The organism is Chelativorans salis, from assembly GCF_025336525.1.
Taxonomy (GTDB): domain Bacteria; phylum Pseudomonadota; class Alphaproteobacteria; order Rhizobiales; family Rhizobiaceae; genus Chelativorans; species Chelativorans salis.
In genome coordinates this window covers 89,914-116,350 of sequence record NZ_JAOCZP010000010.1, presented here as the reverse complement: position 1 = coordinate 116,350, position 26,437 = coordinate 89,914, and the positions used below count along the sequence as shown (strand labels likewise).

Here is a 26,437-nt window from a genome sequence, read left to right as displayed (position 1 = left end):
CCTTGTTGTTCGACTTGTCGTTGAATGCTCCTTACAGCGTATCCTCGAGCCGGCAGTTGACCAGCATTTCGGCAATCGCCGCGCTGTTGGGAAGCGCAATCGCCGTGGCGGCGAGCTCGGCGAGATCGCCAGGCTCTATCATCTCCTCGCGGCTTACTTTGGTGACACCGGCGGTGAGATCGGTGGCGACAAAGCTCGGGCAAAGCGCAGTCGCCCGCACCCCGTGCTTCCAGCCGATGCGGCGTGTGCCGTGTGTCAGCGCCATCACCGCGTGCTTCGTCATGTTGTAGGCGATGTTGTCGTTGCGCACCCGCTTCCCCGAAAGCGAGGCGACATTGACGATGCGCCCGCTGCCCGCGGCCTTCAGATGCGGCAGGCAGATGCGGGTGAGGAAGAGCGGACCCTTGACGTTGATCGTCCACAAGGCGTCGAGATCGGCCTCCTCCCCCTCCTCGATGGAGAAGGTGTTGGAGGTGCCGGCATTGTTGACCAGTGCGTCGAGCCGGCCGAACTTCGCAAGTGTCGCGGCAAGCCAGGCGGCATGGCTTTCCCGATCCGCCGCCTCGTAGCGTGCGCATAGAAGCTGCTCACCGGCCAAGGGCGCAAGGGCCGTCTCAAGCGCCGCCACGTCCCGCGCCCCGGCGCTCACCGCATAGCCCTTGGCGTGCAGGGTCTCGGCGATGACGCGGCCAATGCCGCGGCTGGCGCCGGAGATCATGACGACACGGCCTTTCGGATCGAGCATTCTATCCCCTTCCCTGCCCCTCCATGAGCTCAGCCATGCAGCGTGAGCTCCGCTTCCGGCCGGGCGCTGCCCGAAAAGCGGTCAAAGCGGAAAGCCTCCAGCGCCAGCCGCGGCCGGCGCCCCAAAGCCAGGTCGGCGGCCAGCGGACCGGTAACAGGGCCAATGCCGAAGCCATGGCCGGAGAAGCCCGCCGCCACCACCAGATTGCCATAACCCGGCGCCCGGTCGACCACCGGTAGCGCGTCCGGCGTTAGATCGAGCACACCGCCCCACACGCTCTCCACCTCGGCCTCGGCGAGTGCCGGCAGCACCGCCGCCACCCTGCCTATACCATCCATCACCTGGCGGGCCGTCGGCCGGACGACCGGACCCCTGTCGGTTTCGGAGAGAGCGCCCGCCCACGCCTCGGCGCCGCTCGTCACCCGCAGCCGTCCGGATACCTCCTGCCGCGCCGCCATGTCCGCATTGGCCACGCCGAGGACGGGCCGCAATAGCGGTGCGCAGGGCGCGGTCCGCACCACCGTGACCATCGGCCGGCGCAGGGGAATGGAAAGCCCGAGTGGCTCCAGCATAGCGTTGACGAAGATGCCGGGCGCGGCGAGCACCGTGCCGGCGGCGATGCGGCGACGGTCGGTGATAGCTTCAGTCACGCGTCCGCCTTCCGCCTCGAGCCGCAGGATCCGCTCGCCCATGGAAACGCGCGCGCCGAGCCGCTCAGCCCGGTCGAGAAAGGCCAAAACCGTCGCCACCGGATCGGCATGCCCGTCGGTCGGACACCATGACGCCGCGAGCACCGCAGACGACAGCGCCGGCGCCACCTCGCGCACGGCGGCAAGATCGGGCAAGAGGGCGAGATCGAGCCCCGCCGCCTTTTGCTCCGCCACCAGCGCCTTCAGCGTTTCGACCTCCCCTGCATCGCGCGCAAGCCTCAAGTTTCCGTGCTGGCGATAGCCCGTGTCGGCCTCCAGCGTGCGGTCGAGCTCCGGCCACAATGCCACTGCCTCCCGCGCAAGCGGCAGCTCGGCGGCGTGGCGGCCGGACTGGCGAACGCCGGCAAGGGTCCAGCCTGAGGCCATAGCCGCCGGTCCGTAGCGGTCGACGATCTCCACCCGCGCGCCCGCTTCGGCCAGCGCAAGGGCGGCCGCCGCACCCGTGATGCCGGCGCCGATGACGAGGACGTCCGGCGCACTCATGCCGCCGCCCTCCGCTCGAAACGCGACAAGGCGAACGGCGCGGGATCGACCAGCGGTTCCTCGCCGAGGACGGTCTGTGCCGCCATCAAGCCGACGCCTGGCCCGATGCCGAAACCATGACCGGAAAGCCCGGTCGCAATCAGCAGTCCCGCCCAGCCGAGCGGCGTGTCGACCACTGGAAGCTCGTCGGGCATCACGTCGATCATGCCGCCCCAGCTCTGCACAGGGCGGGCTTCGGCAAGCTGCGGATGCAGCGCCCGCGCGGACGCCATGACCTCCCCAAGCAGCTTGCCGTCCGGCTCAGGGTCGAGCACGCGCACCTTCTCGAAGGGGCTCGTCTCGTCGGCGCGCCAGCGCACCGCGCCCAAGGGCCCGAAGAAGTCACGGCCGGCCCTGATCTTCATGATGCGCCAGCGCTGCCTGAGCACCGGCAGGAAGGCACCAAAGTGCCGGAAGGCGGCGGGGATGAGCTGGAACTCCGCCGCCCCGCTGCGCGCAATCGTGTAGCCGCCGTCGAGCCGCCGCCGCACCGAGGCGCCCGCCGCCCCCAATGCGCCGGGGCTGATCTGCGGTGCCGGCGCGGTCCTCAAGACCGAGGACTTGACGGCGAGCTGCGGCAGGCCGAGCCCGAGATTTTCAAGGAAGGTGCGCGACCAGACCCCGCCCGCCAGGATCACCGCCTGACAGGCGATCTCCCCCCGCTCGGTCACGACGCCACTGACACGCCCGCCGGCGCGCTCGACCGTGCGTACGGCGCAGTTCTCCAAAACGGTGACACCAAGCTTCGCCGCGTGCCTCGCCATTGCCGGAACTGCCAGAGACGGCTCGGCGGCAGCGTCCGACGGCGTATGCAGCGCGCCCTTGAAGCGCCGATCCTCGCGGCCGAGGAGCGCATCGGTCTCCGCGGCCGAGAGCAGCGCCGTGTCGAGCTGGAACGGGTGCACCTTCTCCAGCCACGCCGCATGCGCGGCAAGCTGCTCCTCTGTCTCGGCCAGATAGGTGATGCCGCACGCCCGGTAGCCGATGTCATTCCCGAGCTCGGGCACGAGCCGCGCCCACAGCCGCGCACTTTCGATCATCAGCGGCAACTCGGCCGGGTCGCGCCCCATTTTGCGAATCCAGCCCCAGTTGCGCGACGACTGCTCGCCGGCAATGCGTCCCTTCTCGCAAAGGACCACACGGAGGCCGCGCTCGGCGAGAAACAGGGCCGCGGAAACGCCAACCACCCCGCCACCGATAACGATGACATCGGTGCTTGCCGGAAAGGATGCGATGTTCTGTCTGGTATCAATCCCGCCCACTGCGGATGCCCCTCACACGAGCCGGAAAATGCATCGTCAGTGAAGGGGCGGCCTTGCTATAAGGCAAATAAGGAATCATTACGTGAGTATCACCAAATCTTATAGTCAAGAATGCGGGCTCTTCCATTGTAGCCTGCACCACGCCCCTCATCCCAGAACACCGGCAGGACGAACCATGCTCAGCCAACGATCCCTGGAAGCCTTCCGCGAGGTAATGCGCACCGGCACCGTTTCGGGCGCGGCGGAGGAGCTTTTGATCTCGCAGCCAGCCGTAAGCCGGCTTATCCGCGAGCTTGAGGAGCGCTCGGGCTTGCACCTCTTCACGCGCCACGGCGGGCGCGTGGTGGCGACACCGGAGGCGCACGAATTCTGGCTGGAGGTCGAGCGCAGCTTTACGGGGCTCAAGCAGATCGAGCGCGCGGCGGACCAGATCAAGCGCGGGCAGCGCACGACGCTGAGCATCGCCGCCGCCCCGGCTTTCGCCCACACAGCATTGCCGCAGGCCGTCGCCCAGCTGCACGCCGAGCGGCCCGAGTTCCGTGCCGAGTTCTTCGCCATGACCACCTTGCCCGTGGTGCGCCAGGTGGCGCTCAGGCAATGCCAGATCGGCTTCGGCATCCCCACGCAGCACAAGTTCGAGATCGATGTGGTGCGCACGGGCGCCCTGCCCTACCGCTTTATCGCCCCGGCAGGCCATCCACTCGGCGAAAAGGAAATCATCTCCTTCAACGACCTTTCCGGCGTCGACTTCGTCAGCTTTGTCGATTCCACCATGACCGGCCGGCTCTTCGACCGCCGCTTCGCCAAGATGCGCCGACCGCCGCTGGTGAAGATACGTGCCTATCTTTCTATCGTCATCTCGGCCTTGGTGCTGCGCGGCCTGGGCGTCGCGCTGATCGACCCCTTCACGGCGGAAGACCACGTGCGCCTCGGCGGCATCTCGCGGCCGTTCGAGGCGGAAGAGCGGTTCGAGTATTCGATCATCAAGCCGCTCGGTGAAAGGCTCGGCGCCGAGTGCGTAGCGCTGGTGGAGCATTTCGAGGCCCTGGCGGATGCGCATCGGGCCTGAGTGGCTCCGCTCACAGCCGGAACGCCCTACCCTGCCCCGTCGCCTTCGGCTTCCACCACCGTGCTCACCTTCGCCTTGGCCTCCAGCGTGCGGTGTACCGGACACTTCCCGGCGATCTCCGCAAGCTTGTCCCGCAGCTCCTGGGAGATTTTCCCTTCCACCGAGATCACGCGCTCGAAACGGTCGATCCTGGCGCCGCCGTCGCGCTCCTCATCTGTGCATTCCGCGCAGTCGCGGGCGTGCATCTTGGCATGCGAAACGTCGACGCTGACACGCCCAAGCGACAGCCCCTTGCGGTCGGCGTACATGCGCAGCGTCATCGACGTGCACGCGCCCAGCGCGATCGACAGGAAGTCGTAGGGCGACGGGCCCGAATCGAGCCCACCCACGCTTTCCGGCTCGTCGGCGAACAGCCTGTGCCGGCCGGCCAAAACCGTGTTCTGGTAGGCGCCCGCCCCCGTCTCCGAGACGCGCACGTGCTCGATGGCCACGCGGTCTTGCGGCACATCACCGACGATATAGCGTGAAAGCCAACCCGCCATCACGCGGGCGGCGAAGGCCGCATCGTCGTGTTGGGTGAGAAGATGGTCGGCTGTGTCCAGCGATACGAAGCTCTTGGGATGCTTGGCCGCCGTGAATATCGCCGTGGCGTTCTCGATGCCCACCGTCTCATCCCGCGGCGCGTGCAGGATGAGGAGCGGTTTCCTCATCGCCGCCACGGCTTCTAAGATGCGCTGGGCGCGCACATCCTCCACGAACTGCTTGCCGATGCGGAACTTGCGCCCGGCGAGATCGACCTCCGCATCGCCCTGCCTGTCGATCACTTCCAGGCTGGCGCCGAAATTCTTCAGCACATGGGCGGCATCGGCCGGGGCGCCGATGGTGACGACGGCGCGCACTTCCGGAATGTCCTTGGCCACAGCCAGCACCGCCGCGCCACCCAGCGAGTGGCCGATCAGCACCGACGGTGCCAGGTAGTGGTCGCGCAGATAATCGGCGGCCGAGACGAGGTCGGCGACATTGGAGGAAAAATCGGTCGAGGCGAATTCCCCCTCGCTCGATCCGAGCCCCGTGAAATCGAAACGCAGCACGGCGATGCCCTCGCGCGCCAGCTCTGCAGCAATGCTGCGCACCGCCGCCAGGTCCTTCGAGCAGGTGAAACAATGGGCAAACAGCGCATAGGCGCGAACCGGCCCACCCGGTAGATCAAGGCGGGCGGCGAGCGTGGCGCCGGAGTGGCCGGCAAATTCGAGCCGCTGGGTCGATGAGGTCATGGCAAGGCCTTTCGATATCGGAAGGAAAGCATACCGCATGCGTAGGCGGTTTTCACGTCGGGCCCGAAGCCGGCATCGGTTGGAACGGCTGCAATATACAGAAGCGATTGGCGGCTTTACTTCCGCTGGTCGGGATTTGCTTTTCGCCTGCGTATGGCCAAGTTGGCGGTACGACGGCCGGGCCCGCAGGTTCACACCACTCTCTATCCATAAAGCGCGACTCGCTCCTCACGACTCGGCACCGATAGGTAGCAGGCGCTCCATCCAGTGAGCGCAGGGATGCTGAAGATGGAAACCGCGTCCCGAACAACGCCCTCCCCTCCCACCCGAATCCGCCAGCCGAATCATAGGCTTCCGCACCCTCGGAAGCTGTTAACCCTTTGTTAACCAAAAACTTCTTGACGAATCCGGGACGCACCATTCCAATAGTTACGGAAATAACCGCGTTTTGGCGCCGAGGGCGTAACCGTATGGCGGGGGCGGAGATTGTGGGCTGTCTGCGTTAATGCCGGCGACCGGACGTAATGGCTTCGAAAAGGAGCATGTGCGGCCGCCGGCGTAGGTGGCTCGCCCGTCGGGGGCGAATCGCGGTAGGGTGCGGCAGGTTGTAGAGGGATTGCCGTCCGTTGGGCGGCACGGAGGGAGTTTTATCCCCACCCTTTCGTGTACGCGTAGAATTGGGACCGGTGGGCATGGTGCCCCCGATGAGCCAAGGGATGGGCCATGCGCCCGAGGGGAATTTGATGTTGGACAACGCGGTGGACCGGACGACGAGCGTTAATATGGCGGCCGACGAGCGGATCGCCGCCGACGCCGCGCTGCTTTCCGAGCAGCTTCGCGTCTTGCGCGACCGGGTTTTCCCGCCCTCCTCGCAAAAGTCGCTACGCACTTTTTCGAGCGGCGAAGCAGCCAAGCTCGTGGGCGTCTCCGATGGCTATCTGCGCCAGCTTTCCATTGCCGGCGATGGGCCTCAGCCGGACACGGGCCCCGGCGGCAGGCGGTTCTACTCATTGGCCGACATCAACGCGCTGCGCCGGTATCTGGCCGAGCAGGCCCGCGCCAAGGGACACCTCTCCAAGGCGCGCTCCTACGTGAAATGGCGGGATCTCGAGACGGAGCATCTGCAGGTGATCGCCGTCACCAATTTCAAGGGCGGCTCCGGCAAGACCACCACCAGCGCCCATCTGGCCCAGCACCTGGCGCTCGCGGGATACCGGGTGCTGGCCGTCGACCTGGATCCTCAGGCCTCCCTTTCCGCCCTCTTCGGCTATCAGCCGGAGCTCGACCTTTCCGGCAATGACACGCTCTATGGTGCCATCCGCTATGACGAGGAGCGGCGGCCGCTTTCGCAGATCGTCCGCAAGACCTATTTCGACGGCCTCGACCTCGTGCCCGGCAATCTGGAGCTGCACGAATTCGAGCACACGACGCCGCGCATGCTGGCCGAGCGGCAGGCCGGCAGCGGCGCCGACGAGTTCTTCTTCGCCCGCATCCAGGCAGCTCTTGCCACCGTGGCCGACGACTATGACGTGGTCGTCATCGACTGCCCGCCGCAGCTGGGTTTCCTGACGCTGTCGGCACTCTGTGCAGCCACCTCGGTCATCGTCACCGTGCATCCGCAGATGCTGGATGTGGCCTCCATGAGCCAGTTCCTGTTCATGACCGCCGATCTTTTGTCGGTGGTGCGGGCGGCGGGCGGCACGCTCAATTTCGACTTCCTGCGCTATCTGGTGACCCGCTACGAACCCAATGACGGGCCGCAGACGCAGATTGTCGGCTTCCTGCGCTCGCAGTTCGGCGAGCGAGTGCTGACGGCGCCGATGGTGAAATCAACGGCGATTTCCGATGCCGGTCTGACCAAGCAGACGCTTTACGAGGTGGGCCGCGACAGCTTCACCCGCTCCACCTACGACCGGGCGATGGAAGCGTTGACAGCTGTCAACTCCGAGATCGAGGGCCTCGTTATGGAAGCCTGGGGCCGCGGCGAGGGAGGCGGCGCATGAACAAGCGCAGGGACCATCTGAAGGCGCTGTTTGGCGGAGGCCCTTTGCCCGGAGAGGATGCCCCCTCCCCCTCGCCGCAAACGAACCGTGCCCCGGAGACGAAGTCATTCCCGTCGCCGACGAAAGCCAACCCGCCGCGTAGCGCCTCTGGTGCGGTCAAGGCGATGGGGCTGACGCTCGACGGCGTGACGCGCGACATCGATGAGGCACGTGCCATCCGCGAGAGCCTTGCCAGAGGTGAGCATGTGGTGGCGATCGACCCGATGCTTATCGACCCCTCGCCCGTGCGCGACCGGCTTTCCGGTGAGGAGACGGGCGAAGAGGGTTTTGAGGCGCTGGTGGAGAGCGTGCGCGAGAACGGCCAGCAGGTACCGGTGCTCCTGCGCCCGCACCCGGAGAAGGCCGGTCGCTACCAAGTGGCCTATGGCCATCGCCGTGTGCGCGCTGCCGCTCGGCTGGCGACCCCGGTGCAGGCCGTCGTGCGCCAGCTTGCCGACGAGGAACTGGTGCTTGCCCAGGGCAAGGAAAACAGCGAGCGGCGCAACCTCTCCTTCATCGAGCGCGCCTTCTTCGCCCGCTCCCTCATAGACCACGGTTTCGACCGAGCCATCGCCCAGCGTGCGCTGTCCGTTCACAAGGCCGACATCACACGTCTTCTGGCCGTGGCCGACGCCGTGCCCGAGCGGGTGGCGCGGGGGATCGGACCGGCGCCCAAGGCCGGCCGCGAGCGCTGGATGGCGCTGGCGGAGTATCTGCAGCGGGAATCGGCGGCCGTCATCGCAGACGATCTGGTCACTTCCGAGAGCTTTCTGAAACTGCCGACCGACGAGCGCTTCCGCTCACTCTTCGAGCGCGTCGCGCGCCTTTCCAGATCGCCACAGTCCGGCAAAACGGCGCCGCGGCAGATCGCTGACGAAAAGGGCAGGGTGCTCGCCCGGCTCAGCGAGGGGAAGAAGCCGAAGCTCGAATTCGACGAGAAGGTAGAGCCCGGCCTCGCCCGCTACATAGCAGAGCGCCTGCCGGAGCTCGCCGCACGCTTTGCCGAGGAGAAGGCCCACGAGACGGATTGAGGGATCGCCGGGGCTAGAGCCTCGGTGCGTATGGAGTGAAACGAGGACCAACGGAAAGAGGAAAACCGCGCAAGAAAAAGGCCCCCAGAACGTCGCCATTCCGGAAGCCCCTTTCGATGTAGCAATCTGAAAGAATCACTTCCGACCGGTAATGTCAAGCATCGGCGCGCTCCGGTGACGTCTTTTTCTTGCCTTTTGAGAGGCAGGAGCCATGTCGGAGAGATTTGCCGTCTCGCCATTCGGCGGGAAGGGGTTGGTGCGCGCGCAATTTGCCGTCAACGAGCAGGTTTTGCGGGCACGCCGGACGAAACGAGCCAGCAAAGCGTTGGCGGATGCCAACAGCGAGCGGCAGCCTGGGGAAGAGGGCGGTCCTGACAAGTGGAAGCTCCTACGCGCCATCACCGAAGCGCGCGCCGCACTGAAGCTTTCCAACCGCACGATCATCGTTTTGGAGGCGCTGGTGAGCTTTTGCCCGGAGCGCATCCTTGCTGTCGGGCGGTCACTGGTCGTCTTCCCCTCCAACGCCGAATTGTCGCTGCGCACGCGCGGCATGGCGCCAGCTACCCTACGCCGCCATCTGGCCACTCTGGTGGAAGAAGGTCTCGTCCTGCGCCGCGATAGCGCCAACGGCAAGCGCTATGCCTGCCGCGACGAGGACGGGCGCATCAAAACCGCCTTCGGCTTCGACCTGTCGGCCCTTGCCGTCCGTGCCCCTGAGATCGAACAACTGGCTGCGGAAGCACGTCGCCAGGCGGCGGCCGTGCGCACGATCAGGAGCGAGATCACCATCCACTTGCGTGACGTAGCGGCCATCCTGCGGGCCGCCGAAGAAGAGGGCAGGGGAGATGCCTTCCTCGCCCTTAGAGAGGAACTGGATGCGCTTTCCGGCCGCCTTGGCCGCAACACGGATGTAGAGACCCTTCAACGGCGCCGCGACCGCTTGGTGGCACTGCGCGCGCGGGTGGAAACCGAGTGGCTTTCAGAAACGCCGGAGCCTGAAGAAGCGCCTGAGTTGACAGCTGTCAACGAGGCAGCCCAGCCCACGGAAACGCTGTCGAAACCCCGGAAATTGAGCGCCAATGACGCGCAAAATGAGCGCCATATAGAGAGTTCAGACTCTGAGGATTCATCTAAAAATAAAGGAAGTTTTTCTGAATTCCCCAGCCGCACGCACAGCGCTTCACCTGCAAAAGTTGACAGCTGTCAACTCTCATCACCCTGCGCACCGGGCCTCGCCATCACATCCGTCCTGTCGGCCTGTCCGCAGATCGACGATTACCTCCCCGGCGGAATTCGTGGCTGGCACGATCTCGTAAAGGCAGCCGATCTCGTGCGCACGATGCTGGGCATATCAGGCGAAACATGGTTGCAGGCTCGCAGAGCTATGGGCAACGTCAACGCGGCCATCGTGGTAGCGGCGATGCTGGAGCGTGCCGACGAGCTCAAGTCTCCCGGCGCATATCTGCGCGACCTGGCAAAGCGCGCCGAAGAAGGCGGGTTTTCGCCAAAGCCCATGCTGGCCGCACTGGTTTCGGCGCGGCTGCGAAGGGGGCGGCGAGCACGGCTCGATGCTTGAGTTCGAACACGCAATGCGCCATGATGGTCGGACCGACCGCCGCAAACGCTATGCTGGCCATCTCAACCGCGTTTGTCATTGCGCCTCCGCCTAGATCGACCCCCGTTGCTCCTAAAAAGCAAATCCCGACCAGCGGAAGGAAATGCCGAGATAACTTCCGTATAATAATGTGCTAGATGTCCTTTATGGGGCATGATTCGCTTGAACTTTCTAGCCAAGGGCTGCTTATGCCGCTGGCTCGCGCCGAGGATCTGCTGGCGCGGCTGGACGAGCGAGTGGCGCGCAGCGCCCAGGGACGCGGCTTTAGCGAGCGGCAGCACTTCACTGAGGCCGCCGCCGCCTTGTGGCTGGATGGCGAGCTGGTCCATGTGGAGGACTTGGTGCTGCATGACGGGCGTATGGACGTGCGGGCGCCGACCCACGAAATAACCCGCGCCCATGGTGTCCTGCGAGCCCGCCGGCGCATTGCCGGCAATCGTCCGGACTGGGCCCTTTCGCCGGACGGCCTGGGGGTACTCGTTGCGCGGGAAGGGGAGGGCGCTCCCCTGCCGGTGATGCCGGCCGAGACGCCGGGATACGCGGAGCCTACACGAGGGGAGGGCGACCAGCCGGAGCCGCTGGCCGAGGAATTCGCGGAGATCGACGCCGTGCTGGCGCGAGCGGGCCGGGCGCTTGCGAACAAGGGTACGGCTCAAGATGTCGAGAAGCTCGCCACACCGTGGCCGCTGCCGGCACCCACCGCATCGACTGGCTTTGCAGAGGCCGGCGAAGCCGCGCTCGGTGCGTTGATGCGCGATCCTGACAGGGATGAGACTGCGCTTCTAGGTGAATGGCTGGCCCTGGTGCGCCGGGCCGAGGCGGAGGCGCTGCCCCCCGTCATGACCGCCTACCTTGCCTGGGAGGCATGGGAACGGATCGATCCGCTGGAGCGCCAGCACTGGTTGGGTAACCTCCTGGTGGCCGCGCTGTTGCGCAAGAGCGGCAAGACAGGAGCCCATCTGGCGGGGCTTTCGGGCGGTCTGCGCGGCATTTCCCGCGAACGCCGGCAAAGCCGCAACCGGGCGACACGGTGTCTCGCCTTCTTCGAAGCATTGAGTGCGGCGGCCATCGCCGGCGCCAAGGAGATCGATCGGCTGGAACTGGCGGCAGCCCAGATGGAGCGACGGCTGAAAGGCAAGCGCCGCAACTCGCGCCTGCCGCGCCTCGCCGAGCTGATCCTGTCGCGCCCGGTGGTCTCGGCCGGGCTCATCGCCGCCGAGTTGAAGATCACCCAACGCGCTGCGCTGAACCTGATCGACGAGCTGGGCGTGCGCGAACTGACAGGCCGCGGGCGCTACAGGGCATGGGGCATCGTATAAAAGGCCTTTTGAGGATGCTCTCATAAATTGAGTTATGTTCTCATGGGTTGTACCGGCTACATCAGGCGCAAGCGGGTAACGATGGCAAGGACGTGGTGTTCCCGTTCAACGTGGCGCTGCAGGAGAATAAGCCGATCACCATCATCTCGACGCCGCTGAACGCCTATCTGCCGGCAGGCCTGGAGCTGCGGATCGACGGCGGCGGCGCCAGGCGGGCCGCCTTCGAGACGTGCAACGTTTGGGGATGCCAAGCCGGGTTCGCGTTTGAAGTGCCGCTGCTGACGGGGGTGCGCCGCGGCAATTTTTTTCCGAGACGATGAGGGATTCCAAGGCGACGCAAGACCCCCTCGAGGTATCGCTGAAGGGGATAACCGCCGGACTGGAGGCGCTCGCGGAGCAGAATTGAAACACCTGTGAATTCTGAAGCAACTGGTTTCGAGGTCGGAACGGTAGTGCAGCGAAAGATATCCCCCAACGCATGCATATGGTTTCGAGCGTCGCCGGCGGTTGCGGGCGGTGAGGGAATGACTGTCTCTTATCGCGAGCGGCGCGTTCCCAGCACCGTGCCCGCAATGGCAAAGATCACTGGAAGGGAAGCGGCCGCGCCCGCCATCAGGCGGGCGGCGCCCGCCGGCACGATCGTCGCCCAGCGTCTTGTTTCTCCGTCGAACCGCCCGCGGGCACCGAAATCCTCCTCTTCGTCAACCGGCTCGAACAGATTGTCCGGGCGGGTCTCTGCCGCTTCGCTGGCCACCTGGCCGGACCATCCGACCTGGGCGAGCCTGCGTTCGAGGTAGCCGGGCGCGACGACGCTGCCGGCCATGACTTGCAGCGAGGAGGTGGCTACCACCAACTCGCGCGGGGCAAAGCGGGCGGCGTAAAGGATTGCCTCGGCGGCCACTTCAGGCTCGTAGACAGGGGCGACGGGGCGCGGACGCCCGGCCATCTTGTTGCGAGACCAGTCGAACTGGGGCGTGTTGAGCGCCGGTAGGACGACGAAGGACAGCCGCACCTTGCTGCCCTCGTGGATGAGCTCGCTGCGCAAGGATTCGGTGAAGCCGCGCACGGCGAATTTGGCGCCGCAATAGGCGGCCTGCAGGCAAAGTCCGTGGTAACCGAGTGCCGAACCCACATTGACGATCGTCCCCCGGTTGGCCGCGCGCATGCGCCGGAGCGCACTCATGGTGCCGTGAACCTGCCCGAGATAAGTGACCTCCGTGACGCGGCGAAATTCTTCCGGCGTCACTTCGGAGGTCGGACCAAAGATGGTGACCATGGCGGCGTTGACCCAGACGTCGATGGGCCCTTGAGTCTTCTCCGCCTCCGCTGCCGCCGCCTCGACGGCACCGGCGTCGGCCACATCCGTCGGTATGGCCAGAGCCGTCCCGGCGTTCCTCTCCACTTCGGCGCGCGCGCCTTCCAGTCCCGCCCTTCCGCGGGCGAGCAGCGTGACTTTCCAGCCGCGGCGGGCACAGGCAATAGCTGCCGCGCGGCCCGCGCCGGCGCTGGCTCCGGTGATGACGACGTGTCTGGAGACTTTTCGCGACATGGTCCTAATCCTGTTCTTGCGCAGACTCACAACAGGAGCGCGGCGAATAAGTTCCTGTTCGCGCGTCGGCCCATCTTCCGCCTCGGCCCATCTTGAGGAAGAGACGGCGAATGTGACAGGCCTCAGGTCACGTGCCCGCGAGGCGGATTAACTTCGCGCGAAAAGAAGGCTCCGTTCTTCTCTTCAATCCCAGGGGCTTGTTCCAGGCTTGTGGTTTTTCAGCCGGAACGGTTCTTCGCCATCCGGCATTCTGTGTTTGGCGGCAACAGCCCGGCCGAAGATGCACCCATGCAACTAAACCTTTCACTCGCTATCGCCGGAGCATTGGTGCTCGTAGTTGGGCTCGTCTCGGAGAAGATGAAGCACACCATCGTTTCAGAGCTGATGGTGTCCGTCACACTCGGGATCATTGTGGGGCCGATGGTGCTCAATATCATCGAGGTCCAGGGCTGGGGAGACCACCATACGATCATAGAGGAGGCCGCCAGGATCACGCTGGCAATAGGTCTTATGGGCGTGGGCCTGCGGCTCAGCCCGAACGACTTCCGCACGCTTGCGCGGCCAGTGGCGGTCGTGCTCACGCTCGGCATGCTCGGCATGTGGCTGTGCAGCGCGGCGTTGGCCGGATGGATTTTCGACCTGCCGCTCTGGACGGCCTTGCTGATCGGTGCGGTGATGACGCCGACCGATCCGATCGTCTCCAGCAACATCGTGACGGGAAAATTCGCCAAGGAGCGGCTGCCGGCCCGTGTGCGCGCCGCACTCAGCCTCGAATCCGGTGCCAATGACGGGCTCGCCTTCGTGATCGTGCTTTTGCCACTGCTGGTGCTCGCCGGCGGTGAGGGCACCATCAGGGAATGGTTCGTCACGGGCATTCTTTTGGGTGTCGGTCTTGCGGCGGTGCTCGGGGTCGCGCTGGGAGCCAGTACAGCATGGCTGTTTGGCCTGGCGCAGCGGAAGGGCATCATCGAAAACTATTCCGTGCTGACTTTCACACTGGCGCTGACCATCTTCACGCTTGGCGCCGCACGCCTTCTCGGGGGCGATGCTCTGATCTCGGTATTCGTGGCGGGGATTGCTTTCAACCTAGTGTCGGACACCGGTACGAAGCAGGAAGAGGAAAATGTCCAGGAGGCGATCAATCATCTGATTACTCCGCCCATCTTCGTGCTGTTCGGAGCTGCCCTGCCATGGCAGGAATGGCAGCATCTCGGATGGCCGATCTTGGCCTTTGCCGCCGGTATTCTCATTGTCCGGCGCCCGCCCGTCTTCCTGATGCTTTTCCCCCTGATGCGCGGACACCTGATTGGGCGCGATCTGGCCTTCCTTGCCTGGTTCGGACCGATTGGTATCTCGGGGCTGTTCTATTCCCTGTTCGCGCTGTCGCACGGGGGCGATCCGCTCGTCTGGCAGGTCGCAAGTGCTGCGGTGCTGGCGTCCGTCTTCGCGCACGGCGCAAGCGCTGCGCCTGTGAGCCGGATGGTCTATCGCCGCAAATTGTGAAGTGACTGACCGAGGGCATGGCCTCGAATAGTATCAAGTTCTAGAACTTGGACGAGCAGAGAGGGACACTGCAGTAAAACCAAGGCTGTCGTGGAGGCCTGATCGCTGATTTGGCGAGCGACAGGAGCGCCAAAGTAAATGCGGCTGATGTCCACGGCGCAATCTGGCCGAGTCCGGTGACGACGTCGATCTCATCGCGCCCCCGCCATGCGCTCGATCTGGCGACGACTGCGAAGGCAGCGAGGTTCATCAGCAGATAAGCGAGGATGTAGTAGCCGATCGCTGCGATAGCAGTAGGCACGGCTGCAGCGGTCGCCAGTGCCATCAACACAAAGCCGGCCTGGGCGATGCTTGAAGTGACTGCCGTCTCAACAGTCTATGCCGGTTTATCTCGCGGTAGAAGAGAAGATCGACGGCTAGGGCATCGACTGCCGTCACGTCGGCCGCTTTCGTGGGCGAGAACTCGGTGGCCTCGATTGTATTGCATGTAAGGACTGGTAGATCACATACTTGGTGGAGATTCTTGTATACAAAAATATTGACATTGCACGCATGGTCGACGACGCTTCAACGCGCCCGGTTGTTGTTCCGGGGCTGAGGGAGGACATCTCATGCTTGCTAAATCAGTGCGAATGCTTGCCACGGCTTCGCTCGCGGCCCTTGCTTGGGGAGGAACGGCCGCCGCCAAGGTCGTCGAATTCAGGATTACCGAGATAACAAAACCGGCGTTCGAAGGCGCCGTGTTCGATGAAGCGGGCACCTATGAGAGGGTCGATGCCATTGCCGAATTCGCCATCGACCCCCAATCGGAACGCGGCCGCAGCATCGTCGACCTCGATACCGCGCCCGTGGACGGGGAGGGCCTGGTACGCTTTGCGACCGAGGTGACAATCCTACGCCCCACTGACGCGGCAAAGGGTTCCGGAACCCTGTTCTACGATGTGCCGAACCGCGGGAGGAATCTCGCATTCATGCTCATGAATCTCGGAAGTTCGGCGGACCTGCCGGAAACGGCGGAGGATGCCGGAGACGGCTATCTGATGCGAGAGGGCTACACCATCGTGTGGAGCGGCTGGCAGTTCGACGCGCCGGACGAGCTTCTGAACATCACGCTTCCCGTGCTGCCCGAAATTACGGGATTTTCACGCGAAGAGTTCGTCTTCGACACGGCCGAAACCGTCAGTGTGGCCAAGCTCACCTATCCGGCCGCCGACCTCGACCCAGACAAGGCTACGCTGAGCGTACGCGTTACACCGGAGGATCCACGATCGACGGCGCCCGGCCTGTCGTTCAAATATCTCTCGCCGACGGGAATCGAGATTTCGCGGCCGGAGGGCCTGGATGCCGGCGCAATCTACGAGTTTATCTATCCGGCAAAGGATGCCGTGCCGGCGGGGCTGGCGTTTGCCGCCACCAGTGACCTCATCTCCTATCTGCGCGGCAACCCGGGCCATGACGCCGAACCGGTGCTTTCAGGGATAGAGCGCACGATCGGCCTTGGCATTTCGCAGTCGGGACGTTTTCTGCGCGACTTCATCTACCAGGGTTTCAATGCGGACGAGCAGGGCGCCCGCGTCTTCGACGGCGCCATTCCCCATATCGCCGGTTCACGCAAGACCTTCACAAACTACCGCTTCGCCCAACCCGGCCGCTATTCGCGGCAGCACGAGGACCACGATTTCCCCGGCGATCAGTTTCCCTTTAGCTATGCCGAAACCACCGACCCCCTAAGTGGCGGGAGCGGCAGCATCCTTTCGGCCTGTTCGGCAAGCGACACCTGCCCAAAGATCATGCACACCGACACATCCACCGAGTTTTGGCAGGCACGCGCGGCCCTCGTATCAACTTCGCCCTCTGGCGAGCCGCTGGAAATGCCGGACAATGTGCGTCTCTACTACCTGTCCGGACTTCCGCATTTCACCGGCTGGCAGTCGGTCAGCAGCGAAAGCCCGGTCTGCCGTTTCCCGACGAACCCGATCAGCTCGGCGCCGATCATGCGCGCGTTGCTGGCATCGATGCGTGGCTGGGTCGCCGACAACAAGACACCCCCTGCCAGCCGCTATCCGTCCGTTGCCGACGGAACGCTGGTTCCGCTCCATGACCTCAATCTGCCCGACTTCGGCAAGGATGCTTATACGCCGGTCTACAATGTCCTGCAGGTACGTGATTACTCCGCACTGCCGCCCAAGGATGGTAGCGCCTATCCCGTGTTGGTGCCGCAGCTTGACGGTGACGGTATAGCGCTCGGTGGCATCAAGGATCCCGCCATCGCCGCGCCGCTTGGCACCTATTGGGGTTGGAACCAGCGCCGGGAGGGCTTTGCCGGGGGCGGCTTGTGCGGCCTGACCGGAAGCTTCGTGGCCCTGCCCAAATCGGCAGAGGACGCCGCGGGTGACAGCCGCAAGCCGCTCGCCGACCGCTACGCGGACGCCGAGGCGTTCCTCAAGGCGCTTTCGACGGCAGGCAATGAGCTCATTGCAGCCGGCTATATGCGCGCAGCGGACGCCGACATCGTCCTCAAGCGAGGCGAGGCGATGTATCCGGCGCAGTGACATGCGTCCGGTAGGTCCGCCACCCATCTCTATTTGGCGTGAGCCTCATTAAGGGCTCCGCCAATGGAGGCCCCGCGCGGCATACGGCTTCGATCGCGCATCGCCGGATTGATGTTCCGCGTGATGAAGCGATTCCTGCTCGTTATATCTTTGACATATGGTTGTGTCCTACTTCACAATCGGCGTAGAAGCCGTGAAATGCTTGTTCCCCTTTACTCGCGGTTCTACCCTGTACACAGCTACGCCTCGGCGATGGCCAGTCATCCGAGGCGGAAGCGATAGCCAGCTCTAACCACAAGGAGAGCAAGCCATGGTCGCTTTCACTCTCAATGGCGAGGCGCAAACGGTTGACGCCGATCCGGAAATGCCATTGCTCTGGGCGATACGGGACACCATTGGACTGACGGGCACGAAATTCGGCTGCGGTCTCGCGCAATGCGGCGCCTGTACGGTGCATGTCGACGGCATTGCGATGCGTTCATGTCAAACCATGCTTGGCGATGTCGAAGGTGCCACGATCACCACCATCGAAGGTCTTTCGGGAGAGGTCGGCGAAACACTCCAGGCCGTTTGGGCTGAGCTTGACGTGCCGCAATGCGGCTACTGCCAGTCTGGCCAGATCATGTCCGCTGCGGCCCTGCTGACGGAAACTCCCAAGCCCACGGACGAGGATATCGATGCCGCGATGAGCGGCAATCTGTGCCGCTGCGCCACCTATCATCGCATCCGTGCAGCGATCCACGAAGCCGCAGACCGGCTGGAGGCATAGCGATGTTGCAGTATCTTTTAAAACAGGGACCGGTCCAACCAACGCGCCGTCAGTTTCTTCTTGGCACGGCTGCTGCCGCGGGTCTCGCGGTCGGTTATCGGCTGATCGCCGCCAATCCGGCCAGTGCGCAATCGGCAGCGGAGGGAACCCAGGCCAATCCGTTCCAGGCCTATGTCGAGATCACGCCCGAGAACGGGATCGTCATCCATTCCTCGCAATTCGAAATGGGGCAAGGCTCCTATTTCGGCATCGCGACCCTTGTGATGGAAGAGCTTGATGGCGACTGGGAGCAGGTCGACGTGATCGGCGCTTCGGGCAATACCGGACTCTACGGCAACCTCGCCTGGGGTGGGATTGCGCAGGGAACCGGCGGGTCCACCTCGATGGCTTCCTCCTGGGAGCGCTATCGGAAAGCGGGAGCTGCGGCCCGCGCCATGCTGGTGGCAGCCGCGGCGAAGAACTGGAACGTGCCGGCCGAGGAAATCACCGTCGCTGCCGGCGTGGTTTCCCATGGTTCAGGCAAGCAGGCGACCTTTGGTGAACTCGCTGCCGACGCTGCGGAAATGCCGGTGCCTGAGGATGTGCCGCTGAAGCCGCGGGATGAGTGGACCCAGATCGGGTCGGAAGACCTCAAGCGCTATGATTCCGTCGGCAAAACCAACGGTACCCAAGATTATACGATCGACCTGAAGATGGATGGTCTCGTGACAGCGGTCATGATCCATCCGCCAAAGTTCGGCGCAACGGTCAGGAGCATCGATGCTTCCTCGGCGAAAGCGTTGGACGGTGTCATTGATGTCGTCGAGACACCGCGGGGCGTGGCGGTTGTCGGCACCAACATGTGGACGGCGATGAAGGGCCGCGATGCGGTGACGGTCGAATGGGACGAGAGCGACGCTGAGCAGCGTGGTTCGGCTGAGATCCTAGCGGAGTATAACAAAATCTCGGATGGCACCGCCGCGGCGACTGCCCGCAATGACGGCGATGCCGAGGCCGCCCTTGCCGATGCCGATAAGATCGTGGAGGGGCACTACGAGTTCCCATATCTTGCCCACGCCTCGCTTGAGCCGCTCAATGCCGTTGCTCTTATCGGCGAGGACGGCGAAATCGACGTCTGGGGCGGCCATCAGATGCCGGACCTTTACCAGGCGGTTGCCGCTGACGTAGGTGGGACGACGCCGGACAAGGTGAGGCTGCATGTGATGAAGACCGGCGGCAGCTTCGGCCGCCGCGCCGTCTCGGATGCCGATCTGATTGTTGAGGCGGTCGCCACGGCGAAGGCACTCGGCCCCGGCAAGCCAGTGAAAGTGCAGTGGACACGCGAGAACGACATGCGGGGCGGACGGTACAGACCGGCCTATGTGCATGCAGTCAAAGCCGGCCTCGACAAGGATGGGAAGGTGATCGCCCTTCACGACCATATCGTGGGCCAGTCGATCATGGCCGGGACACCCTTTGCTGCGGCGATCCAGGATGGCGTCGATCCGACCTCGGTGGAAGGCGCCTCAAACCTGCCTTACGCAATCCCGAACCTGAAAATCGATCTGACAACAACAGATGTGAAAATACCGATTCTGTGGTGGCGTTCGGTGGGCTCAACCCATACGGCCTATGTGATCGAGACGCTGATCGACGAACTCGCCGCCGCCGCCAATCGCGATCCCGTTGAGTTCCGTCTGTCCATGCTGGGGGACCATCCGCGGCATGCGGCCGTACTGAAGCTTGCAGCCGAAAAGGCCGATTGGGGTACACCCTTGGCGGAAGGTCGTTTCCGCGGCGTGGCGCTGCATGAAAGCTTCTCGACCTATGTCGCCGAGGTGGTGGAGATCACCTACAACGGCGGCAGCGACTTCACCGTCGACAGGGTCGTTTGCGCGGTCGATTGCGGAACGGCAATCAACCCCGACCAGATCCGTGCGCAGATGGAAGGCGGCATCGGTTTCGGATTGGGTGCGATCCTGCAGGAGGAGTTGACTCTGACGGGCGGCGTTGTCGACCAAGAGAACTACGACACATATACGCCGTTGCGGATCGACCAGATGCCACCAAGCATCGAGGTGCATATTGTGCCGTCCGAGGAGCCGCCCACAGGCGTTGGCGAGCCCGGTGTGCCGCCCATCGGACCCGCGGTCGGCAATGCGCTGCGCGCGGCGACCGGAAGGACGATCCGCGATCTGCCGCTGATCAAGGCCCTGTCGGCGTAAGATCAGCGGCGCCGCTTAGAACTCATGGAACATGAAGAGACGGCCGCGGCCACGCTGTGGCCGTCTCACCGTCGGTCCATTTAGGTAGTGCTGCCAAAACGTTTTAGGCGTGGATGCGTGATGACCTCGTTTCAAGTCGTATCAAGCGCCCACTCCAGGCTGATCAGGCGCGAAAGCACGTGAGCTGCAGCTTGCCAGCATCGCATCGTCCATAATCACACCTCGCTGCAAGCGTGATCCTGGCGAACCGTGGAAGAAGAAGATAGGTACCTTTGTAGTCGCCCGCTTCGCCCTGTAAGGCTATTGCAACGTCACTTCCCTGCGCCGAGGACACCCCCTTCCGTATGGGCGGTCACGCAGCTTCGCCTCGGGCTATTCCGGCCACCCATTCAACTCAATCCAGGTAGGTGCGTGATCGCTTGCGTTGGGGCGGCCGCGGGTGTTGCTGTCCACGCCGGCATCGGCAAGGAAACGCGCGACTTTTGGGCTGAGTAGAAAGTGGTCGAGGCGTAGGCCTGCGTTCCTCTGCCACCGGTTCCGCCGGTAATCCCAAAACGTGTAGACTGTCTCGCCCGGGAGGATCTCGCGAATCGCGTCAACCCAGCCCTGCGCAAGTAACCCGGCAAAGGCCACGCGGCTTTGTGGTTGCACGAGCGCGTTGTCGTCGTAAGAGCGGGTGGGATAGATGTCGCGCGGCTCCGGGACGACGTTGTAGTCGCCGGCCAGCACGATCGGGACGCCGGCAGAAAGAAGCTCGCCCGCATGGGCTTCGAGCCGCTTCATCCAGGCGAGCTTATAGGTGAATTTCGGTCCCGGTTGTGGGTTGCCGTTGGGCGCGTAGAGCGAGGCAATCAGGATGCCGTTCACTGCGGCCTCGATGTAGCGTGCCTGAGTGTCGGACGGATCACCCGGTAGTTCTTGGCGCGTCAGAACGGGCTCGGCACCGCGGGCAAGGATCGCAACGCCGTTCCAGGCGGACTGGCCGCGCCAGACGGCTCCATAGCCGGCGCCCTCCACTGCTGAACGCGGAAACTGCGCATCGGTCGCCTTCAACTCCTGCAGGCAGACCACGTCCGGCTCCGTTTCGCCGAGCCATTCGAGAAGGTTGTCGAGACGCTTATTGATGCCGTTGATGTTGAACGTCGCGATCTTCATGCGCAGTCATCAGCGAATGATCTTCCCGGCCCACGCCCCGACCGCCTCCGCCACGGTTTTCAGATGGTCGGCGGCGGAATAGCCAGAGATCTTTTTGCGCGGCTTCAGATCGTGGTCCCCGTCCTCGAGCCAAAGGATCTCGATCCGGTCCGACAGCGCGTAGCCCGCCACCTCCTCACGGGTGCCGAAGGGGTCGCGCGTGCCTTGGCAGATCAGCGTCGGCGTCTTCAGGCCCGCAAGGTGCTTCGTCCTGAGCTGTGTCGGCTTCTCCGGAGGATGGAACGGATAGCCGAGACATAGCAGGCCGGCGATCCTGCCTCGGTCGCGGAGTTCGTCGGCCACCATGCTCGCGACGCGCCCGCCCATCGACTTTCCGCCGATGATCAGCGGGCCGTCCGACGCGATCTTCTCGACGGCCGCCTGGTATTCGCCCTTCAGGCTTTCGGCACGCGGCGGCGGTTTGCGCCCGGCCTCCGTCCGGCGGCTTGCCATATAGGCGAACTCGAAGCGTGCGACGCGGAATCCGGCCTCGGCCAGCGCCGTTGCGGCGGCCGTCATGGACGCCGAATCCATCGGCGCGCCGGCGCCGTGGGCGAGCAGGATCGTCGCGCGTGCCTCCGGCAGGCCGTCGAGGAGAAACCGCACGCCCATTCAGCCGGCACTTCTCTTGGCGAGCTGAAGATCGACGAACTGAACGCCCTTCGCGGCGTTGCGCGCCCACTCGGATCGGTCGTCGAGCTCCAGATAGCGGGCCCACCAGCTCCGTGCTTCGGCGAGATTGCCGGCCTCGAACTCCAGCGCGGCAAGGTTGTAGACGGCATCCTCGTATGCGTCGTCGAGCCGGATCGCCTCCCGCAGGCATTCCCGGGCCGCATGGGGCCGCCCCGCCGCCTTCGAAAGATTCGCCAGGTTGAACCAGGCCTCCACGAAGGAGGGATCGAGTTTCAGGGCGAGAAGATAGGCCCGGCGCGCCTCTTCCGAACGGCCGACCGCTCCGAGATTGTTCGCACGGTTGAAGGCGGCGACCGCGTCGCCCGGATCGATCGACAGGCAGCGTTCGTAGAGCGCGGCCGCCTCCTCGTGCCGCTCCTCGGCCTCGGCTTCCTCCGCAAGCTGGAACAGCTCCTCCAGCTCTGCGTCGTCCGCCCGGTCCATGGGCAGGAGCAGTTGCCCGTCGAGCTCGCTCAGCCGCTCGCCCATGCGGGCGTAGATCGCCTCCCGTCCCTCGGCCTCCAGCGACAGCGCCGTGAGCGAGGTCACCGGACCGGACGAGCGGTGGACGGAGCGGGCGATCGTGCTCCAGCCGGCGCCGCCGGCGATCAGGCCGGCATATTTCCTCGCCAGGATCAGGTCGCGGAAGGAGTAGGGCTCGTTGTCGTGCTCGAACGCGTCGAACAGCGACAAGAGCGCAAGCTCCCGCTCGGACAGTCCCGACTGGTCGAGCAGGGCCTGCCGGTCGACGGACGGGCTCTCCGGCGCCTGCAGGAGCCCCAAAAGCCTGAGAAAGCCGTTTTCGCTGACCGGCCGGCGGCCCGCACCGCATTCGGCCTCCAAGCGTTCCTCGATTCTGGCCTCGCTGTCGCGCTCGAGAAGCTTGCGGCCGAAGACCACATGGGACGTCCGGCGGGTGACGCCGCTTCTCAAGTGCCCGTGCTGCCGTTCCACCTCGCGGGCGGCCAGCCGGCGGGGAAAGGCGGCCAGGGGACCGACGATGCCGAACGTGGTTCCGGCGACGGAGGTCACGCCTTCTTCCGGCTCGCTCGCTTGGGCGCGGGCTTGTCGCCGCCCGCAGCGGCCTTGGCGGCGGGCTTCGCCGCCGGTTCCGTTTTCGTCTTGCTCTTCGCCGGCGGCTTCGACTGCGACAGCGACGCCTTCAGCGCGTCCATGAGGTTGATGACGTTGCCGCGCTCGGGTGCCGCGGCGACGATCGGCTTGTGACCTTTCAGCTTCTCCTTAATCATGTTCATCAAGGCAATCTCGTAGCGATCCTCGTAGTCCATAGGATCGAACTCGGTCGTCTTCTGCTCGATCAGCCTTTCCGCAAGCTCCAACATCTCAGGATCGGGGGTGCCGACGGGAATGTTGCCGAAATACTCGGCCGTGCCGCGGACCTCGTTCGGGTTTCTGAGCGTGCAGACGAACATGCCAGTCTCGCGCGGCGAAATGGTGATCACCCGCTCGCGGCTTGAAAGCACCAGCCGGGCGATCGCCAGCTTGCCCGACTTGCGCAGCGCCTCGCGCAAGACCACGAAGGTCTCCTCGGCCATCGCGCCGTCCGGCGCCAGATAGTAGGGTGCGTCCTGGTAAATGACGTCGACCGAATCCGCGTCCACGAAGGCTTCGATGCTCATCGTGTGGTTGGACTCGATCCTGACGCTCTCGAGGTCGGAATCCTCGATGATGATGTACTGCTTGTCCTCGTATTCATAGCCCTTGACCAGATCCGAGCGCTCGACGAGCCCGAGCTCCGGGTCGACCGGCTTCATGTTGATCCGGTTGTGCGTTTCCTTGTGAAGCTGGTTGAAGGTGATGCGGTCACGGGTGCTGGTGGCCGGATAGAGCCGGACGGGACAACTCACCAGGCTCAGCTTCAGGTAGCCCTTCCAGCTCGCTCTCGGTGCCATTGACGATCTCCTACGTGACTACTCTGCTTTCGGCAACTCCCGGGCGAAGTCCGAGATTTCGGCCCAAGGATCGCCGGAAGTGGTTAACAAGCCTGGAAGCGAAGAATAATTCAAATCTTCCGGAGCGTCGATGGATTCGATATCGGCCCACGTCAGCGGCGTCGACGCCGGCAGGTTGGTCCGGGCGCGCAGCGAATAGGGGGCGGCCGCGGTGGCGCCCCGGGCGTTGCGGTGGAAGTCGATGAAGATGCGGCGCCGGCGCTTGTCCTTCGCCATGTTGGTGGTGAAGGTGTCGGGCGCTGTCGCGGCAAGGGCCGCGGCAATCTCGCCCGTGCGTCGGTGAATCTCCTTCCAGCCGAGCTTCGGCTTGAGAGGCACCACCACGTGGATACCCTTGCCGCCTGTCGTCTTGACGAAGGGGACGAGCCCAAGGTCCTCCAGCTCGGCACGAATATGAACCGCCGCCTCGACGACCTCGCGCCAGGCTATCCCCTCGCCGGGATCGAGATCGAAGACGATGCGGTCTGGGTTTTCCAGCCTTTTGCGCATCGCGCCCCAGGTGTGGAACTCGACGACGCCGAACTGGGCGAGCGCCAGATAGGCCTTCGCGCCTTCCACCGCGAGATAGCTCTTGTCCTCGCCTTCGGAATTGACGGACTGGAAGGTTGCGACGGAGGACGGCATGCCGGCGAATGCGTGGCGCTGGAAGAAGCAGTCCTGCGGTTTGCCCGTCGGGCAGCGCATCAGCGAGACCGGCCGGCCCATAATGTGCGGCAGCATGAAGTCGCCGACGAGCGCGTAGTAGACGGCCACGTCCAGCTTGGTGGGGCCAGACCTGCCGAAAAGGCGCCGCGTTGGGTTGGTCACCCAGATGGTGGCGAGATCGGCGTCCGAGATCAGCCGCTTCCGCTCGAACGGAGAAGCTTCACGCGACAGCTCTGCTTCCCGCAAGCCTTTGAAGACGGCATGACGAAGCATATTGTCCTGGGTGCGGTTGGCGTAGTGGATGTGCGCAGTGAGCAATGGGCGCACCCAGATGACATCCTTCGGGGCGCCGTCAAGCTTGACTGCGCCGTCCCGGAGCCGCTCCAGCCGCTCACGCAGGCGGCCAAGCATCCCGGCGTCGAAGCCGGTACCGACCTTGCCGCGATAGGCGAGCTCCTCGTCCTCCCATTCGCCGAGCGCCAGCGCGGCGATCCCCTCCGCGGCCTCGGAGACGGTGTAGCCGGCGATGATGAAATCCCCCGTCTGCAGGGCCTTGGTCTTCGTCCAGCTCTTCGAGCGGCCCTGCTGATAGCCCGCCGAGGCACGCTTCGACACGATGCCTTCGAGGCCCATTTCGCTGACCCGCTCGTAGAACGCCCTTCCGTCGCCGGCCACGTGGTCGCTGTACTGGATGGCCGAGTGCCCGCCCACGTGCCCCGAAAGCAGCCCGGAGAGCAATTCCTTGCGACGTTCGAGAGGGACATTCGCGAGGTTCCAGCCGTCGAGATGGAGAAGGTCGAAGGCGTAGAAGAGAAGCTTATGGCCCTCTCCCTCGGCAAGCGCGTCCTGCAGCAGCGCGAAGCGGGCGATGCCCCCATCATCGAGCACCACGACCTCGCCGTCGATGACGGCCCCGTCGCAGCGGAGCGCCGCGAATGCGCCGGCGAGACCGCGATAGCGCTTGGTCCAGTCCAACCCGCTGCGCGTGATCAGGCGCACGGTGCCCTCCGAGACATGCGCAATGGTGCGGTACCCATCGAACTTGATCTCATGCAGCCAGTCCTCGCCGTCCGGCGGCCGGTCGGCGGCGGTGGCGAGTTGGGGCTCGACGCGGTCCGGCATCGGCGCCTTCGCCGCACCGGGGACCTTGCCGGGCCTGGGCGGTCGCGCCACCGGCTTCGGCTCTTCCACCAGCTCCTCGATGCGCCGACCGCTCTTGACGCTTTCGGGCCGCTCTTCGAGGATGTCACGCTTGCCGTCGGCGGCCAGGTCCCGCTCCTTGAACAGGAGCCAGTTGCGCTTCTTCTCGCCCTCCGTGGACTTCAGCCGCGTGAGCATCCAGCCGCCGTTCAGCTTCTCGCCCGCCAGGCGGAATTTGAAATTGCCGGAGGCGAGGCTCTTTGCGATGTCGTCCATCGGCGCCCAGACGCCGGCGTCCCAGACGATCATCGGTCCGCCGCCATACTCGTCCTCGGGGATCACGCCCTCGAAATCGATATATTCGAGCGGATGGTCCTCTGTCTCAACCGCCAGCCGCTTGTCGTCCGGATTAAGGGACGGGCCTTTCGGCACAGCCCAGCACTTGAGCACGTCGCCCACCTGAAGCCGCAGATCGTAGTGGTCTGCGGTCGCCGAATGCTTGTGGACGACGAAATGGTTGCCCGCAACGCCGTTGGTTCCGCCCGCTGGCTCGGCAGTCTTCGAGAAGTCGCGCTTGCTTCTGTATGTTCGTAAATCGGCCTTGGCCATAGCACGACTATGACCAAAGGATCATACTTCGCAAGTGG

The 26,437-nt window shown here is 64.5% G+C and carries 21 protein-coding genes; 10 read left to right on the top strand and 11 right to left on the bottom strand.

Annotation, left to right across the window (positions count from 1 at the left end; translation table 11 throughout):
* Positions 1–31 precede the first annotated feature (31 nt).
* The 3 genes from N5A92_RS23550 to N5A92_RS23540 are packed head-to-tail and all read right to left on the bottom strand — an operon-like array spanning position 32 to position 3,239.
* Positions 32–745: an SDR family NAD(P)-dependent oxidoreductase gene (locus N5A92_RS23550; RefSeq protein WP_260906754.1), complete on the bottom strand. Its 714-nt coding sequence runs from the start codon at positions 743–745 to the stop codon at positions 32–34.
* Between the two features lie 29 nt (positions 746–774).
* A complete protein-coding gene (locus N5A92_RS23545; RefSeq protein ID WP_260906753.1) occupies positions 775–1,938 on the bottom strand; it encodes an NAD(P)/FAD-dependent oxidoreductase in 1,164 nt (387 codons plus the stop codon).
* A complete protein-coding gene (locus N5A92_RS23540; protein ID WP_260906752.1) occupies positions 1,935–3,239 on the bottom strand; it encodes an NAD(P)/FAD-dependent oxidoreductase in 1,305 nt (434 codons plus the stop codon). Before N5A92_RS23540 ends, N5A92_RS23545 begins: the two co-directional genes overlap by 4 nt.
* Positions 3,240–3,414: 175 nt before the next feature.
* On the opposite strand from N5A92_RS23540, the gene N5A92_RS23535 reads away from it, so the two are divergent.
* Entirely contained in the window at positions 3,415–4,308 is an 894-nt protein-coding gene (locus N5A92_RS23535) for a LysR family transcriptional regulator (RefSeq protein ID WP_260906751.1), read from the top strand.
* A 26-nt stretch (positions 4,309–4,334) separates the two neighbouring features.
* On the opposite strand, the gene N5A92_RS23530 is transcribed toward N5A92_RS23535, so the two are convergent.
* Entirely contained in the window at positions 4,335–5,582 is a 1,248-nt protein-coding gene (locus N5A92_RS23530; protein ID WP_260906750.1) for a bifunctional alpha/beta hydrolase/OsmC family protein, read from the bottom strand.
* 743 nt (positions 5,583–6,325) lie between these two features.
* Between N5A92_RS23530 and repA the strand changes: the two genes are divergently transcribed.
* The 5 genes from repA (at position 6,326) to N5A92_RS23505 (ending at position 11,909) form a co-directional block, all read left to right on the top strand.
* Positions 6,326–7,585: a plasmid partitioning protein RepA gene (repA, locus tag N5A92_RS23525; protein ID WP_260906749.1), complete on the top strand. Its 1,260-nt coding sequence runs from the start codon at positions 6,326–6,328 to the stop codon at positions 7,583–7,585.
* Entirely contained in the window at positions 7,582–8,655 is a 1,074-nt protein-coding gene (gene repB, locus N5A92_RS23520) for a plasmid partitioning protein RepB (RefSeq protein ID WP_260906748.1), read from the top strand. Before repA ends, repB begins: the two co-directional genes overlap by 4 nt.
* Positions 8,656–8,866: 211 nt before the next feature.
* Positions 8,867–10,231 carry a plasmid replication protein RepC gene (gene repC / locus N5A92_RS23515; RefSeq protein ID WP_260906746.1) on the top strand — a complete coding sequence of 455 codons (1,365 nt, stop codon included), beginning with the start codon at positions 8,867–8,869 and terminating at the stop codon, positions 10,229–10,231.
* Positions 10,232–10,416: 185 nt separating this feature from the next.
* Positions 10,417–11,589, top strand: a complete 1,173-nt coding sequence (locus tag N5A92_RS23510; RefSeq protein WP_260906745.1) for an RHE_PE00001 family protein — start codon at positions 10,417–10,419, stop codon at positions 11,587–11,589.
* A gap of 92 nt (positions 11,590–11,681) precedes the next feature.
* The gene (locus N5A92_RS23505) at positions 11,682–11,909 is read left to right on the top strand and encodes an invasion associated locus B family protein (RefSeq protein WP_260906742.1); all 228 of its coding nucleotides are present in this window, start codon (positions 11,682–11,684) and stop codon (positions 11,907–11,909) included.
* 215 nt (positions 11,910–12,124) lie between these two features.
* Here N5A92_RS23505 and N5A92_RS23500 read toward each other — a convergent pair whose 3' ends face one another.
* Positions 12,125–13,138 carry an SDR family oxidoreductase gene (locus N5A92_RS23500; protein ID WP_260906740.1) on the bottom strand — a complete coding sequence of 338 codons (1,014 nt, stop codon included), beginning with the start codon at positions 13,136–13,138 and terminating at the stop codon, positions 12,125–12,127.
* A 288-nt stretch (positions 13,139–13,426) separates the two neighbouring features.
* Between N5A92_RS23500 and N5A92_RS23495 the strand changes: the two genes are divergently transcribed.
* Entirely contained in the window at positions 13,427–14,641 is a 1,215-nt protein-coding gene (locus tag N5A92_RS23495; protein ID WP_260906738.1) for a cation:proton antiporter, read from the top strand.
* A 40-nt stretch (positions 14,642–14,681) separates the two neighbouring features.
* Here N5A92_RS23495 and N5A92_RS23490 read toward each other — a convergent pair whose 3' ends face one another.
* On the bottom strand, positions 14,682–14,990 hold the full coding sequence (locus N5A92_RS23490; protein WP_425248633.1) for a proton-conducting transporter transmembrane domain-containing protein: 309 nt from the start codon (positions 14,988–14,990) through the stop codon (positions 14,682–14,684).
* Between the two features lie 262 nt (positions 14,991–15,252).
* Between N5A92_RS23490 and N5A92_RS23485 the strand changes: the two genes are divergently transcribed.
* The 3 genes from N5A92_RS23485 to N5A92_RS23475 all read left to right on the top strand — a co-directional run bounded on the left by N5A92_RS23485 (position 15,253) and on the right by N5A92_RS23475 (position 20,166).
* Positions 15,253–17,193 (top strand): alpha/beta hydrolase domain-containing protein, encoded by a 1,941-nt coding sequence (locus N5A92_RS23485; RefSeq protein WP_260906735.1) that lies wholly within the window; start codon positions 15,253–15,255, stop codon positions 17,191–17,193.
* 310 nt (positions 17,194–17,503) lie between these two features.
* Entirely contained in the window at positions 17,504–17,962 is a 459-nt protein-coding gene (locus tag N5A92_RS23480) for a (2Fe-2S)-binding protein (RefSeq protein ID WP_260906734.1), read from the top strand.
* 2 nt (positions 17,963–17,964) lie between these two features.
* Positions 17,965–20,166: a xanthine dehydrogenase family protein molybdopterin-binding subunit gene (locus N5A92_RS23475; RefSeq protein WP_260906733.1), complete on the top strand. Its 2,202-nt coding sequence runs from the start codon at positions 17,965–17,967 to the stop codon at positions 20,164–20,166.
* 372 nt (positions 20,167–20,538) lie between these two features.
* Here the strand turns inward: N5A92_RS23475 and N5A92_RS23470 are convergent, their stop codons facing one another.
* From N5A92_RS23470 to ligD, 5 genes are read right to left on the bottom strand one after another with little or no spacing between them, the layout of a single operon-like run.
* Positions 20,539–21,321 carry an exodeoxyribonuclease III gene (locus tag N5A92_RS23470; protein ID WP_260906732.1) on the bottom strand — a complete coding sequence of 261 codons (783 nt, stop codon included), beginning with the start codon at positions 21,319–21,321 and terminating at the stop codon, positions 20,539–20,541.
* A 9-nt stretch (positions 21,322–21,330) separates the two neighbouring features.
* The gene (locus N5A92_RS23465) at positions 21,331–21,972 is read right to left on the bottom strand and encodes an alpha/beta hydrolase family protein (RefSeq protein WP_260906731.1); all 642 of its coding nucleotides are present in this window, start codon (positions 21,970–21,972) and stop codon (positions 21,331–21,333) included.
* On the bottom strand, positions 21,973–23,064 hold the full coding sequence (locus N5A92_RS23460; protein WP_260906730.1) for a tetratricopeptide repeat protein: 1,092 nt from the start codon (positions 23,062–23,064) through the stop codon (positions 21,973–21,975). It lies immediately after the preceding gene.
* Complete coding sequence (gene ku / locus N5A92_RS23455; RefSeq protein ID WP_260906728.1) at positions 23,061–23,945, bottom strand: non-homologous end joining protein Ku; 885 nt, start codon at positions 23,943–23,945, stop codon at positions 23,061–23,063. Before ku ends, N5A92_RS23460 begins: the two co-directional genes overlap by 4 nt.
* Positions 23,946–23,963: 18 nt before the next feature.
* Positions 23,964–26,399: a DNA ligase D gene (gene ligD, locus N5A92_RS23450; RefSeq protein ID WP_260906726.1), complete on the bottom strand. Its 2,436-nt coding sequence runs from the start codon at positions 26,397–26,399 to the stop codon at positions 23,964–23,966.
* Positions 26,400–26,437: the final 38 nt, after the last annotated feature.